This is a genomic window from Iodobacter fluviatilis, from assembly GCF_004194535.1.
Lineage (GTDB): Bacteria > Pseudomonadota > Gammaproteobacteria > Burkholderiales > Chitinibacteraceae > Iodobacter > Iodobacter fluviatilis_A.
Genome location: NZ_CP025781.1, coordinates 975,723 through 990,417, shown reverse-complemented (window position 1 = coordinate 990,417; position 14,695 = coordinate 975,723). Strand labels below are relative to the sequence as shown.

12 protein-coding genes are annotated in these 14,695 nt (G+C 49.0%); 10 read left to right on the top strand and 2 right to left on the bottom strand.

What is annotated here, in order from left to right; translation table 11 throughout:
• Positions 1–9: 9 nt before the first annotated feature.
• The 10 genes from nuoG to C1H71_RS04245 all read left to right on the top strand — a co-directional run bounded on the left by nuoG (position 10) and on the right by C1H71_RS04245 (position 10,746).
• Positions 10–2,307 (top strand): NADH-quinone oxidoreductase subunit NuoG, encoded by a 2,298-nt coding sequence (gene nuoG, locus C1H71_RS04290; protein WP_130105467.1) that lies wholly within the window; start codon positions 10–12, stop codon positions 2,305–2,307.
• Positions 2,308–2,319: 12 nt separating this feature from the next.
• Positions 2,320–3,366 carry an NADH-quinone oxidoreductase subunit NuoH gene (nuoH, locus tag C1H71_RS04285; RefSeq protein WP_130105466.1) on the top strand — a complete coding sequence of 349 codons (1,047 nt, stop codon included), beginning with the start codon at positions 2,320–2,322 and terminating at the stop codon, positions 3,364–3,366.
• Between the two features lie 12 nt (positions 3,367–3,378).
• Positions 3,379–3,867: an NADH-quinone oxidoreductase subunit NuoI gene (gene nuoI, locus C1H71_RS04280; protein WP_046352280.1), complete on the top strand. Its 489-nt coding sequence runs from the start codon at positions 3,379–3,381 to the stop codon at positions 3,865–3,867.
• 9 nt (positions 3,868–3,876) lie between these two features.
• Positions 3,877–4,512: an NADH-quinone oxidoreductase subunit J gene (locus C1H71_RS04275; RefSeq protein ID WP_130105465.1), complete on the top strand. Its 636-nt coding sequence runs from the start codon at positions 3,877–3,879 to the stop codon at positions 4,510–4,512.
• Positions 4,513–4,526: 14 nt separating this feature from the next.
• Positions 4,527–4,832, top strand: coding sequence for an NADH-quinone oxidoreductase subunit NuoK (gene nuoK, locus C1H71_RS04270; protein ID WP_130105464.1), 306 nt, complete (start codon positions 4,527–4,529; stop codon positions 4,830–4,832).
• 16 nt (positions 4,833–4,848) lie between these two features.
• The gene (nuoL, locus tag C1H71_RS04265) at positions 4,849–6,894 is read left to right on the top strand and encodes an NADH-quinone oxidoreductase subunit L (RefSeq protein WP_130105463.1); all 2,046 of its coding nucleotides are present in this window, start codon (positions 4,849–4,851) and stop codon (positions 6,892–6,894) included.
• 91 nt (positions 6,895–6,985) lie between these two features.
• A complete protein-coding gene (locus tag C1H71_RS04260) occupies positions 6,986–8,485 on the top strand; it encodes an NADH-quinone oxidoreductase subunit M (protein WP_130105462.1) in 1,500 nt (499 codons plus the stop codon).
• 91 nt (positions 8,486–8,576) lie between these two features.
• Positions 8,577–10,031 carry an NADH-quinone oxidoreductase subunit NuoN gene (gene nuoN, locus C1H71_RS04255; protein WP_130105461.1) on the top strand — a complete coding sequence of 485 codons (1,455 nt, stop codon included), beginning with the start codon at positions 8,577–8,579 and terminating at the stop codon, positions 10,029–10,031.
• Complete coding sequence (locus tag C1H71_RS04250; protein ID WP_130105460.1) at positions 10,031–10,327, top strand: DUF2818 family protein; 297 nt, start codon at positions 10,031–10,033, stop codon at positions 10,325–10,327. The genes nuoN and C1H71_RS04250 overlap by 1 nt, the downstream gene beginning before the upstream one ends.
• A 68-nt stretch (positions 10,328–10,395) precedes the next feature.
• Positions 10,396–10,746, top strand: coding sequence for a hypothetical protein (locus C1H71_RS04245; protein WP_130105459.1), 351 nt, complete (start codon positions 10,396–10,398; stop codon positions 10,744–10,746).
• A gap of 56 nt (positions 10,747–10,802) precedes the next feature.
• Here the strand turns inward: C1H71_RS04245 and C1H71_RS21760 are convergent, their stop codons facing one another.
• Both C1H71_RS21760 and C1H71_RS04235 read right to left on the bottom strand, forming a co-directional pair.
• Positions 10,803–13,946 carry a S8 family peptidase gene (locus C1H71_RS21760; protein ID WP_130105458.1) on the bottom strand — a complete coding sequence of 1,048 codons (3,144 nt, stop codon included), beginning with the start codon at positions 13,944–13,946 and terminating at the stop codon, positions 10,803–10,805.
• Entirely contained in the window at positions 13,943–14,644 is a 702-nt protein-coding gene (locus C1H71_RS04235) for an NF038120 family PEP-CTERM protein (RefSeq protein WP_130105457.1), read from the bottom strand. The genes C1H71_RS21760 and C1H71_RS04235 overlap by 4 nt, the downstream gene beginning before the upstream one ends.
• Positions 14,645–14,695 lie beyond the last annotated feature (51 nt).

Below are 14,695 nucleotides of genomic sequence, written 5' to 3'. Positions count from 1 at the left end.
AGTCGAAGCATGCTGGAAATTGAAATCGACGGTAAGAAACTGACAGTGCCAGGTGGTAGCACGGTGATGGACGCAGCCAATTCTGTTGGCGTGCACATCCCGCATTTTTGCTATCACAAAAAGCTGTCTATTGCCGCAAACTGCCGTATGTGCCTTGTTCAGGTTGAGAAAGCGCCTAAGCCTTTGCCAGCCTGTGCAACCCCCGTCACGGACGGGATGAAAGTCTGGACCCACTCTGATCAGGCCGTGAAGGCGCAGCAGGGGGTGATGGAATTCTTACTGATTAATCACCCGCTCGATTGCCCGATTTGCGATCAGGGCGGTGAATGTCAGCTGCAAGATCTTGCGGTTGGCTACGGTCAGTCTGGCTCGCGTTACACAGAAGAAAAGCGTGTTGTGGTTAATAAAGACCTAGGCCCGTTGATTTCTACTGATATGACGCGTTGCATCCATTGCAGCCGCTGCGTTCGCTTTACCGAAGAAATTGCTGGCTTCCAAGAGCTGGGTATGGCTGGTCGCGGTGAATTTACCGAAGTCATGTCCTTTGTTGGCAAGGCGGTTAAGTCAGAAATTTCCGGTAATGTGATTGATCTTTGCCCAGTTGGTGCGTTGACTAGCAAGCCGTTCCGCTACTCCGCCCGCACATGGGAATTATCGCGTCGTAAATCGGTAAGCCCGCATGATGGTTTGGGTTCAAATCTAGTTGTGCAGGTAAAAAACAACAAAGTAATGCGTGTATTGCCGCTGGAAAACGAAGCCATTAATGAATGCTGGCTGAGTGATCGTGATCGTTTCTCTTATGAAGCGCTAAATAGTAGCGAGCGTCTGCAAAAGCCAATGATTAAGCAGGGTGGCGTTTGGCAAGTTACAGATTGGCAAGCCGCGCTTGAATACGTGGCAAATGGCCTGAAGCAAGTGGTATCAGACCACGGTGCTGCATCTGTGGCTGCAGTTGCAACGCCTAATAGCACAGTTGAAGAGCTATTTACTCTGCGTAAATTGATGGCAGGTTTAGGCGTAGAAAACGTTGAGACTCGCTTACGCAACGCAGACTTCAGCCTGAATACGACTGGCGCTACTTGGTTAGGCCAATCGATTGTTGATTTGGCTGCTTCTGAAGCGGTGCTGGTGATTGGTTCGTCATTACGCCAAGAGCAGCCTTTGCTTGCACAGCGCCTACGTCAATCGGTTAAGAAAGGCTTGAAGCTTTCTTTAGTGAATGTGCATAGCGATGATTTGCTGACTAAAGTCGCCGCGCAATCTGTTGTTCGCCCTGATCAGCTGGTTGAAGGCGTGTTGGCTGTGATTAAGGCTGTTGTTGAAGCTGACACCAGCAAGACGGCTCCTGTACATATCGATTTAGCTGGCGTTGAAGTCACTGATACAGCTCGAAGGATTGCTGCAACGCTCGCCGGTAAATCGGCCGTATTGCTAGGCAATATCGCAACGCACAACCCACGCTCTGCTGAGTTATACGCTGCAGCTGCTGCATTGGCTGAGCTAACTGGCGCAACGCTAGGTGTGATGAGCGAAGCGGCTAATACCGTGGGCGCTCAGCTGATTGGTGCAACGGTTGGCGGTAATGTCTTCGCTACACCGAAAAAAGCTTATGTGCTTTTAAATGCTGAAACCGAGTTTGATACACACAACGGCCAAGAAGCGCTGGCGGCAGTGAAGTCCGCTGAAATGGTTGTGGTGATGTCAGCATTCAATAGCTGCGCACTGGATTTTGCTGATGTGATTCTGCCGATCTCACCGTTCTCCGAAACATCGGGTACGTTTGTGAATATGGAAGGCAAGCCACAAAGCTTTAACGGTGTGGTGCGTCCACTTGGTGAGACTCGCCCAGCTTGGAAAGTATTCCGCGTTTTAGGCAATGTGCTTGGCTTTAATGGTTTTGATTACGAATCGTCCGAACAGATTCGCGATGAAGCCCTCGCTGGCGATACAGCTGCGCGCTTAAATAACGCACTAGTTGCTGCTGTTGCCGTTAAGGCGCGTGCTGCAAGTGGCTTGGTTCGCTTAGGCGAAGTGCCTATGTATCAGGCAGATAGTTTGGTTCGCCGTGCGCAAAGCCTACAGGCAAGCACCGCTGCACCTGCGCTGAAAGCCAACGCGGCAACACTCGCTGCATTGGGCTTGGCTGTGAATGATCTAGCCAAAGTAGAGCAGGGCGGTGCGACAGTTTCCTTGTTTGCGGAGCTGGATAATGGCCTCGCCGACAATGTGATTCGTGTGCTAGCTAGCCATTCCGCGACGCGAGAGCTCGCTGGCATGTATAGCAGCCTGTCGGTTTCTAAAGCTTAAAGGGCGCCCAATATGGAAATGTTACAAGGGTTGTTCGGCGCAGAGATCGCGTTTGTCCTCTGGACCTTACTGAAGATCGTTTGCATTGTTGCGCCTTTAATGGGCGCGGTGGCTTACTTGACTCTGGCCGAACGTAAAGTCATTGGTTATATGCAGATTCGTATCGGCCCAAATCGGGTTGGTCCGTTTGGGCTGCTGCAGCCGATTGCTGACGGTGTAAAGCTGCTGCTGAAAGAAATTATTTCTCCATCAGCGGCGAGTACCGGTCTGTTTTTTCTAGCGCCAATTATGGTTCTGGTACCGGCGCTGGCGGCTTGGGCCGTGGTGCCGTTCTATCCAGGCTATGTGTTAGCGGATGTAAACGTTGGCTTGCTTTACGTGATGGCTATCACTTCGATGGGCGTTTATGGCGTGATTCTGGCTGGCTGGGCATCTAACTCTAAGTATGCCTTTTTGGGTGCGATGCGCGCTGCGGCTCAGGTGATCTCTTACGAGCTAGCTATGGGTTTTGCGCTGGTTGGCGTGATGATGGTTTCAGGCAGTTTGAATATGACTGAGATCGTAAATCAGCAGGGCCAAGGCATGGCAGGTGGTTCTATCCTGTCGTGGAACTTAATTCCGTTGCTGCCTTTGTTCGTGATTTACTTTATTTCTGGCGTGGCTGAAACCAACCGTGCACCGTTTGATGTAACCGAAGGCGAATCAGAAATTGTTGCGGGTCATATGGTCGAATACTCGGGCATGAGCTTTGCGCTGTTTTTCTTGGCCGAATACGCCAATATGATTTTGATTTCAGCCATGACATCGATCATGTTCCTTGGTGGTTGGCTTAGCCCGTTCCCAGCAAGCTGGAGCGTTCTGGGTGCTCCGTCAGTATTGTGGTGGGTACTAAAAGTAGCCTTTATGCTGTTCTGCTTCTTGTGGTTCCGCGCTACTTTCCCTCGCTATCGTTACGATCAGCTGATGCGTTTGGGTTGGAAGATTTTTATTCCAGTGACCTTGATTTGGATTGTGGTAGTGGGCGCTTGGATGCAGACGCCGCTGTCTCTCTGGAAATAAACAGGACCGACAATGGAAAAGATTGCTTATTTCTTTAAAACGTTCTTGCTCGTGGAACTGGTAAAAGGTCTGATGCTGACCGGTCGCCATATGTTCCAGACCAAGATCACAGTGCAGTTTCCGGAAGAAAAAACACCGTATAGCCCGCGTTTTCGTGGCCTGCATGCGCAACGTCGCTACGCCAATGGTGAAGAGCGTTGCATCGCCTGTAAGCTTTGCGAAGCAGTTTGCCCAGCTCAAGCGATTGTGATTGAGTCTGATAAGCGTGAGGACGGCACACGCCGCACCACACGCTATGACATCGACCTGACCAAGTGCATTTTCTGTGGTTTTTGTGAAGAAGCTTGCCCGGTGGATGCCATCGTGGAAACGCATATTCTTGAATATCACGGCGAAAAACGGGGCGATCTCTACTACACCAAGCCGATGTTGCTGGCTGTCGGTGATAAGTACGAGAGCGAAATTGCAGAACGCAAAGCGCAAGACGCTAAGTACCGTTAAGGGGTGGACATGACACAAGCTCTATTTAGTTTCTTTGCCTTGGTGCTGCTCTTGTCTGCACTTGGGGTGGTGAGTACCAAAAACCCAGTGCAAGCCGCGTTGCTGCTGATTTTGTCCTTTTTTACCGCAGCCATGCTGTGGATGCTGATGAAGGCTGAATTTCTCGCTGTCTCGCTGGTACTGATTTATGTGGGCGCCGTCATGGTGCTGTTCTTGTTTGTGGTGATGATGCTCGATATCAACTTTGAGGAATTGCGTAAAGGCTTCTGGAAGTTCGCCCCGATTGCAGGTTTGGTCGCCGGAACAATGCTGCTGGAAATGGTCCTAGTGATTACTCATGGCGCAAGCCAGCTGAATGGCGCTGCCATCGTTGATCATCCAGCGGGTTATAGCAATGTACATGAGCTGGGCCGTTTGATTTACACCCAGTACTTCCTGCCTTTCCAATTGGCTTCGTTTATTTTGCTGGTGGGTATGATTGCCGCCATTGCGCTGACTCTACGCAAGCGTAAAAGCAGCAAATATATCGATCCAGCTGATCAGGTTCGCGTAAAAGCAAGCGATCGCTTGCGCATCGTTAAGATGGCCACAACAGTAAAAGAGCTGGCAGATGCTCCTGCCAACGACGATAAACCAGCAGCCTAAGGGGAAGATATTTCATGCTTGAGTTGACGCATTATCTTGTACTGGCGGCTTGTTTATTTGCCATCAGTATTTTCGGTATCTTTATGAACCGCAAAAACCTCATCGTGCTGTTAATGGCGATTGAGTTGATGTTGCTTGCGGTGAATATGAATTTCATTGCTTTCTCGCAGTTTTTAGACGATCCAGCAGGACAGGTTTTCGTATTCTTTATCTTGACGGTGGCCGCGGCTGAAGCTGCAATCGGGCTGGCGATCCTGATCGTGTTATTCCGCAATCTACGATCGATCAACGTCGAAGATCTCGACAGCCTGAAGGGTTAAGGGGACAGGATTACAAATGGATATGAAAACGATTTATCTCTTAATCCCACTGGCGCCTCTTTTCGGTGCGCTGGTTGCTGGGCTATTTGGCTGGGCAATCGGGCGGCGGGCATCACATATCGTCACGATTGGCGGTGTTGCTGCTTCGTTTCTGATGTCGGCTTATGTTTTAAACCACTTGGTTGCAGGTGGCGATAACTTTAACGGTACGGTTTACACTTGGCTAACTGTTAATGGCGTCGATTTTAACGTTGGTTTCTTGGTTGATAAGCTCACCGCAATGATGATGTGCGTGGTGACCTTTGTATCCTTGATGGTGCATATCTACACCATCGGTTATATGTCTGAAGACCCAGGCTATCAGCGTTTCTTTAGTTATATCTCGCTGTTTACCTTCTCGATGTTGATGCTGGTGATGGCGAATAACTTCGTTCAGCTCTTTTTCGGTTGGGAAGCGGTAGGTTTAGTTTCTTATCTCTTGATCGGTTTCTGGTTCAAAAAGCCAACGGCAACTTTCGCCAATATGAAGGCTTTCTTGATCAACCGTGTGGGTGACTTTGGTTTCCTCTTAGGGATTGGCTTGGTACTGGCTTACTTTGGCTCGCTCGATTATGTCGATGTATTTGCTAAAGCGCCTGAGCTGAAAGACGCCACTATTAGCTTGTTCCCAAATGTCACTTGGTCCTTGATGTCGGTGACTTGCATCTTGCTGTTTATCGGTGCGATGGGTAAATCGGCTCAGTTCCCGCTACATGTTTGGTTGCCAGATTCGATGGAAGGCCCAACGCCTATTTCTGCGCTGATTCATGCGGCAACAATGGTAACGGCAGGTATCTTTATGGTGGCACGGATGTCGCCATTGTTTGAGCTATCCGATACGGCACTGAATTTTGTGATGGTGATTGGTTCGATCACCGCCTTGTTTATGGGTTTCCTCGGGATTATCCAAAACGATATCAAGCGCGTTGTAGCTTATTCAACGCTATCGCAGCTGGGTTATATGACGGTCGCCTTAGGTGCGTCGGCTTACTCGGTCGCGGTATTTCACTTGATGACACACGCTTTCTTTAAAGCGCTGTTATTCCTTGCTGCAGGTTCAGTGATCATTGGCATGCATCACGATCAGGACATCCGCAGGATGGGTGGCTTGCGTAAATACATGCCGATTACTTGGATTACTTCTTTGATTGGCTCCTTGGCCTTGATCGGTACGCCGTTCTTGTCAGGTTTCTACTCTAAAGATTCGATTATTGAAGCGGTGCATGCTTCTAACTTGCCAGGCGCTGGTTTTGCTTATTTCGCGGTTGTGGCGGGTGTGTTTGTAACGGCTTTCTATTCTTTCCGTATGTACTTCCTCGTATTCCACGGTGAAGAGCGTTTCGGTAAAGCGCATGATCACGGCCATGAGGCGCATGCACATGATGATGATCACGCCGCAGATGAGCACCATCATGGCTTGGCTCCTGGGCAAAAACCACACGAAACACCTTGGGTTGTGACCTTGCCATTGGTGATGCTGGCAATCCCGTCGCTGGTGATTGGTTACTTCGCGATCGACCCTATGCTTTACGGTGACTTCTTCAAGGGTGTGATTTTTGTAAATCATGAAGCGCATCCGGCAATGGAAGTCATGAAAGAAGAGTTCCATGGTGCGGTTGCAATGGGGATCCACTCACTGACTACCCTACCATTCTGGTTAGCCTTGGCAGGTGTGGTGGTGTCCTGGTACTTCTATTTAGTGAAGCCTAGCATTCCTGATGCACTCGATCGCTTCTTTACCTCGATCGGCATCAAGAAATTGCTGGACGAGAAGTACTACATGGATCATCTGTATATCAATGGTTTTGCCGCAGGTGGCCGAGTGCTTGGTACTTTGTTCTGGAAAGTAGGCGATACCTTTATCATTGATGGCTTGCTTGTCAATGGCACGGCCAAGTTGGTGGGCTTGTTTTCAGTAGCGGCACGTAAGCTGCAAACGGGTTATATCTACCACTACGCTTTTGCCATGATTATCGGTGCAATTGGCCTGATGACATGGTGGATTGCTGGCCTGCTGGCCTAATTAGATGGCCGGCTTATCGCCGGGGATCGGGGGGGAAGGTCTTGAATAGATCGAATCCCCCTTACGAATTAAATTAACAAGTAGGTTGACTATGACGGGTAATCTTCTAAGCCTCGCGATCTGGCTGCCGATCGTGGCGGGCCTTGTAGTACTCGCGACAGGCGGGGACAAAAATGCGACGGCAGCGCGCTGGTTGGCGTTGATTGGCGCTTTGCTGAGTTTCTTGGTAACCATTCCGCTGTATACGCAGTTTGAGTCTTTACATGGCGGTATGCAGTTCGAAGAAATGAAGCCGTGGATCGCTTCATTTAATATCAACTACCACCTTGGTGTTGATGGCATTTCGATGCTGTTTGTGATCTTGAATAGCTTTATTACCTTGATGGTGATTTTGGCTGGCTGGCAGGTGATCGAAAAGCGTGTCGGGCAATATATGGCCGCGTTCTTGATTATGTCGGGCTTGATCAATGGTGCATTTGCCGCCATGGATGCAATTTTATTCTACGTATTCTTTGAAGCCATGCTGATTCCTATGTACCTGATTATCGGTATTTGGGGCGGTCCACGCCGCGTGTACGCATCGGTTAAGTTTTTCCTTTACACATTGCTTGGCTCCTTGCTGACCCTGGTTGGGTTTATCTACCTTTATCAGCAAACTGGTGGTAGTTTTGAAATTGCGGACTTCCAACGTCTGCCTTTAGGCATGACTGCACAGACTTTAGTGCTGATCGCTTTCTTCTTTGCCTTTGCTGTAAAAGTGCCGATGTGGCCAGTTCATACTTGGTTGCCGGATGCCCACGTTGAAGCACCTACTGGTGGTTCGATGGTGTTGGCTGCGATTACCCTCAAGCTGGGTGCTTATGGCTTTTTACGGTTTGCTCTGCCGATTGCACCAGACGCTGCGCGTGAATACGCATGGGTGTTTGTAGCGCTATCTTTAGTTGCAGTGATTTACATTGGTTTGGTTGCACTTGTTCAAACTGATATGAAGAAACTGGTCGCTTATTCTTCGATCTCGCACATGGGCTTTGTCACACTGGGCTTCTTTATGTTTGCCGGTGGCACACAGATGAACCAGTACGCGGTAGAAGGCGCATTACTGCAAATGATCTCGCACGGCTTTGTTTCAGCCGCGATGTTCTTCTGTATCGGTGTGATGTACGACCGTGTACACAGCCGCAAGATTGCAGATTACGGCGGTGTGGCTAATAAAATGCCGATCTTCGCCAGCTTTATGATGTTGTTTGCAATGGCCAATTCAGGTCTGCCAGGTACTTCGGGTTTTGCCGGTGAGTTTATGGTGATTCTGGGCGCGGTACAGGTCAACTTCTGGTACGCCTTTGCGGGTGCGAGCACGCTGATTTTTGGCGCAGCTTATACCTTGTGGATGTACAAGCGGGTGCTGTTTGGTGAAGTGGCGAATGCACATGTTGAGCATCTGAAAGATGTTAACAGCCGCGAATTCCTGATTCTGGCTGTGCTGGCTGTTGCTGTGCTTGGCATGGGTCTCTATCCGAAGCCATTTGCAGATGTGATGCATGTGTCAGTGAATGATTTAATCTGGCATGTTTCACAAAGCAAATTGCACTGATGAGCGATAGTCGGAAGCCTGAATGGGCTTCCCGATTTTATCCTGAGGTTTTATACCTTCGGACCACAATACTATTTGATAGGGTTGCATAATGACCTGGACGAGCCTTAATGCTTGGGTGGCAATGCCGGAAATTTTCCTGCTATTTGCTACCTGTGTGGTACTTCTTCTCGATTTATTTGTATCTGATGCAAAGCGGCACATTACTTATGTGCTGACATTGCTTGTGCTGGGCGTTACGGCATTGCTAGTGGTGAATGGCATGCATCCCGTTCCACATTTGGCATTTAATGGCCTGTTTATTAGTGATCCCATTGCGCAACTTGCCAAGCTTGGCATGATTTTAGGCGTGGCACTGGTGCTGATTTATGGCCGTGATTACGCCATTGTTCGTGGTTTGTTCCGTGGCGAGTTGTTCACGCTCACCTTGTTTGCTTTAGCTGGCATGATGATCATGGCCTCAAGCGTTAATTTCTTAACGCTGTATATGGGGCTTGAATTACTTTCATTGTCTTTGTATGCGCTAGTTGCGCTGCAACGCGATTCAATTGCTTCCACAGAAGCGGCAATGAAGTACTTTATTCTGGGCGCTTTGGCGTCTGGGATGCTGCTCTACGGTATGTCGATGATTTATGGCGCAACCGCATCGCTGGATGTGTTTGTCATTGCACATAAAATCACCAGTGGTGAAGCCAACCTTATGCTGGGCGCTTTTGGTCTGGTGTTCTTGGTAACAGGTATTGCCTTTAAGCTGGGCGCTGTACCGTTCCATATGTGGGTGCCTGATGTGTATGAAGGCGCGCCTACGCTAATTACTCAGCTGATTGGTTCAGCGCCAAAGCTTGCGGCGTTTGCTTTTGTGATTCGCCTGTTGGCTCAGGGTATGGAAGGCTATGCTTTTGACTGGCGCAGTATGCTGGTTGTGCTGTCGGTACTATCGATGGCGATTGGTAACCTGACTGCGATTGCGCAAACCAGTATGAAACGCATGATGGCTTATTCAACCATCTCGCATATGGGCTTTTTACTATTAGGTATTTTGGTTGCCAGCCCGATTGGTTACTCCGCATCGTTCTTTTATGCCATGGTTTACGTGATTACCGCCGCCGCTGGTTTTGGCATGGTGATGCTGCTGTCTCGTACCGGTTTTGAAGCTGATAAGATTGATGACTTCAAAGGTCTTGCCGCCCGTAGCCCCTGGTTTGCGTGCATGATGATGTTTGTGATGTTCTCAATGGCTGGTATTCCTGTCTTTGTTGGCTTCTTTGCTAAGCTGTCGGTACTACAAGCCGTCGTTAATTTAGGCTATGTGTGGCTGGCGGTGATTGCGGTGATGTTCTCGCTGGTTGGCGCGTTTTATTACCTACGTATCGTGAAGATTATGTACTTTGACGAAGCAACAGATACCGCGCCGATTGAAGCAGGCTTTGATACCAAGCTCGTGTTATCAGTAAACTGCTTATTGCTGCTGGTTTTAGGCTTAATGCCTGATCGCTTGATGGCCGTGCTTTCGCAAGCCGTGAGCTCATCATTAGTAGTTATGTAATGAATAATGTTTATCTGCTCTGTGGATTGGCGATTATTGCCGCCAATCTGCCATTTTTTATAGAGCAAATCTTATTCTGTATTCCTGCTAAGAAGGTCAAAGGCTTTCACTGGCGATTGTTAGAATTGTTTATCCTCTATATAGCGTTGGGTTTATTAGCCAGAGTACTAGAGGGACGTCTATCCCCCGTACACGCGCAAAACTGGCCTTTCTTTGCCACCACTTTTGCGATGTTTCTAGTATTTGCTTGGCCTGGATTTGTCTGGCGTTACTTCTGGCGCAAACCAGGTATTTAAAAGAAAAGCCCAACAATGTTGGGCTTTTTTGTGTTTAAGGTATGCTTGCTGATTGATAAGAGGTAACTATGCAGAAACTTAGCGCTGTCTTATTTATGTTATGCACTACGCTTGCGCAGGCAAACGATCCTTTGACTGCACTTAAAAAGGAAGTGGGCAGGGCGGGTTGCGAGCAAGACTCTCAATGCCGAGTCCTTGCTTTGGGGCTTAAGTCTTGCGGTGGTCCTGAGCTTTACTGGCCTTGGTCTGTGGCAGAAGGCAATGCGGACAAGATTGGTTTTCTCGCTAAACAATACGCAGAAGCGCGCGCGGAGCAGATTAAAAACAGTGGTGAGTTGTCTGACTGCAGCGTAGTGAGCCACCCAGCCGTGGTATGCAGTAAGAAGCAATGCGTATTAAAGAGTGAGAGTGCTTATTAAAAGCAGATAAAAAAACGGCGAACAAAGTTCGCCGTTTTGCTTTGTAAGTCTAAGTGTTAAATATCAGCACCCACAGTGCGTGTTACGGATGTTGCTGTTGGTAGTGGATCATTGGTTTCTACCATTAGCACGGTATTAGCTTGTGATATACCATCAATTAGGTAAGCAACGCCGCCAAGATAACGTTTACCAACCTGTAGGTTTTTCCAGCTAAACCCTATAGAGGCAGTACCGCCAACGTAGATTTTGCTTGGAGCCAGTGCTTTAAACTCTGCAGCGGTATCTCCTGTGTTAATAATCCAGCTAGATAGTGCATAGCTAGTGCTACCTCCCTTAACGCCATAACCTACTACGCAAGCCTTATAGTTACCGACAGGTAGATTAAACAGCTGCACTGTTTCGTTGGAGCCATCGGTGCCACTGTTACCCACTTTAACGCCTGCAGAGTTCATGACCAGTAAATCTAAGTCATCTTCAGCACCATGCTGAGTGTCTGAGTTATAGAGTGCAAAACGGCTAACAAGATTGTTGCTTGGAACGCTGAAACTGTGGACTTTAACGCCATGGCTGCTAATGCCCGCCGCGCATTCCGCCAAGCCATCTTTTGCGCCGTTATCTGTGGCAATTGTACCGCGGCTCACTGTTGCTTCTTTTAGGCCTCCTCTAGCCAAAGTCAATTTGCTATCGCTGCCGGTGGCAATCGTAATGACCTTGCTGCCCGAAGTTTCTTCACTATTTAACTGTGAAACTGCAGATAAAAGGCTGGCCTTAGCCGTTAGCGGAGAGCGTACGGTATGGGTGCCATCAGACCAAACCAGCGAGCCGTACTGATAAACGTTTTTTGCTGCCGTTGTGCGGCTCAGCGTTACCGTAAAGGGTTTACTCTCTCCCGGATTCAGGCTCAGCGTTGTTGGAGAGACTGTGGCAGTAAAGCCGGAGATTGCTGCCTGTGCGGTATAGATAGAGGCACGATCGCTAACATTAGTCACCGTCCGAGTAAAAGTAAACTTACCGAGAACATTGGCGGTGGTTAATGAAGGCACATTCAGATTGTAAGGCTGAATGCTGCCGATCACGCTGCATTTAGCTAGGCTTAGCTGATTTTGTCCGCACAGGTAGCGGTCATAGTCAATAGCACTCACGTCGTAGACTAGGCCAGGATCCGCTGCTACATTAGGGTTTACATGCCCAGCACCTTGAGCCCATGGCAATAAACCATTTTGTAAGCGAGGTTGTCCATCATTTAGCGTGCTGTAGGCGCTAGTCATCAGGGCAGATTTAATTGCCGCTGGTGACCATGTTGGATGCAGCTGATGCAACAGCGCGCCAAGACCTGCAACGTGTGGGCTGGACATCGACGTACCTTGCATAGATTCCCATTCTGCCGGAGCCACTGCACCATTTGCGATTTGATTACGTTGCTCTACTGAAAGTAGCGGGCGTGATGCCGCAAGAATATCCACACCAGGTGCTGTCAGATCAGGTTTGAGCACATTTGCATCCGCACGGTTTGGACCACGGGATGAAAAATCTGCCATAACCGGTGCATTGCCTGCAGATGCCGTAACCGATACACCCAATGCCGCTTGAGCCGTATTGCCTGAAGCCGCGGCATAGGCTTTTGCCGTTATGCCATCCGCATCACTTAGATGTACGGTTGGAATTGTATGTGAAAACGCGGTAATGGTTGCCGCACCACCTGCTAGGTTGGTGAGCAGCATACCTACGCCGCCAGCGCTTTTTACCGCACCACTTTTGTTGACGAGCGCTGTAGTGCCGCGATCGCACAACACAATTTTCCCTGCGACTTTGGCAGGGTCAAGCTTTGCATCGGCAGGCACTCCATCTGCTTCGCCATAGCAGCGGTCAAGCGCTGTTTTGCTGGCAGGAGACAGGCTGGCGTAGTCGGCCACACCGGCGTTTTTAGCAACAATTAAATTTGCTGCCAACGGAGTCGGGTTAACCGAGCCACCTTTCAGTACTTTCGTGCCAAGGGTAACGGTACTTTCCTGCACACGGTCGTGAGTTGATGCTGCAACGGTGGTCAGCCATGGACCGATATGAGCCACCATATTGGCAGGCCCGCTATTGCCTGCAGATGCAGCAACAAACACCCCCGCATTGGCCGCAGCCAAAAAGGCCAGATCTACCGGATCGTTGAGCTGCTCACCGCCGCTAATGGAGTAGTTTAGAATATTTACACCATCGCTAACGGCCGCTTCGATGGCTTTAATACTATCGCCGCCGTAGCAGTTGTTTTTGCCTTCAGGCTTAAATGGCTCGTTGGAAGTCCAGCATACTTTATAGGTTGCAAGGCGCGCGCGCGGTGCAATCCCCGAAAGGTAACCAATGGATGCGCCGCCAATTTTCCCTGCCACTTTGCCATTACCACCCGCTGTTGAGGCTGTGTGTGAGCCGTGGCTATCACTGTCACGTGGAGAGTTGTAGTCGCTCCAGTGTGGCACTTTTACTCCGCTGTTAACCAAGGCTTCGTACTGCGCTCTAAATTTCTTTGCGCCAATTAACTTGTTATTACAATTAGCAACAGAAAACCCTTCGCCACTTTCGCAAGAGCCTTTCCACGATGCAGGTGGCGCATCATAAACTTGGCTACCGTTAGCATCATGGGTCGCTTCACCTTTGTCATTCACGCGGTCAGCAAAAGAAGGATCTTCTGGCCATACACCGGTATCAATCACACCAATGATGATGTTTTCACCAGCACTGCCAGCGCCATTGAGCTGTGGCCATAGGCCAGTGCTTGGTTTATCCAAGCCTAAGAATTTCGGTGTGTAGTTCGTTTGGACTGTGCGTGGCTGATCAAGTGTAATCGCCACAACATCCGCGCTGTTTTTTAGCTTTCTTACTTCAGCGTCGGTCAGCATGACAGAGAAGCCATTGAAAACAACTTGATAATTATGCACAACCGGCGCATTCGCGATGGTGGCAAGTAATTTGTTTTGTTTGGTTTCGATATAGTTGATATAAGCCTGCACATCGTAAGCATTGACATCAAGCAGCTGGCCTGTAGCTGGTTTTGTGGCTTTTAAACCACTGATGTCACCGGTGTAGGAAGCGGCAGGTTTGTCAGCTAGTTGAATGATATAGGGCAAGCGTGCTTCATCAGCAAAGGCAGAGTTTGTCGCGCCAGCACCCAGCAAAGCCACCACGGCTAAATTGATAATGCTGCGCTTCATCATGATGCAATCCCTGCAGAATTGTTCTGAGCTTTATTTCGACGGCGGATCACCATGCTGATACTCGCTAGACCCAGTGCCATTAATAACCATTCTGCAGGCTCAGGAACGGCGGTGACGTTAATATTATCTAGCCCAAATTGAGCTTGGTTATTACCAAACAGAACGCATTCACCTGCCGTGGTGGTTAGGCATGCTGCAAAACTGATTTCCTTAAATACACGGTTGCTTGCTGTGTATTTAAAATCGCTGAAAGACCATTTTCCATTTGTGTTTTGGCCAGGCAGGGTGAAGCTATCACTGAAGGTTTCCCCGCCAAGCCCTGTCCCATTGACAATCAAATTGGCAACAGTAAAGGGAATGCCAACGGATACTGGGGATGCAAAGCTGCTAGAAAAACTGCTGAGCTTAAAGCCATTCTGGTTAGAAATACTCAGTCCACCATCATTCAGGCCAAGGTAGTAGGGGGTGTTATTGTTAGCTGGGCAATCAAGAACAGCACATGTGCTACTGGTGGCAATTGCGCCTGCTAGGCCATTGCCCAGCACTTTAAAACTAAACTGCGGATCTGCATTGAATAATTCTCCGCCTTGGAAAATATCGCCTTTTAATGCATCAAAGTTAATTAATGATGCTTGAACAGCAGGCACCGCTAAGCCCATGGCTGCTGCAAGCAGTGCCATCTTGAGTGATTTCTTCATATAACTCCCTGTGTGTCTCTTAGATTGGAATGAACAGCGTGCGTGCTCAAA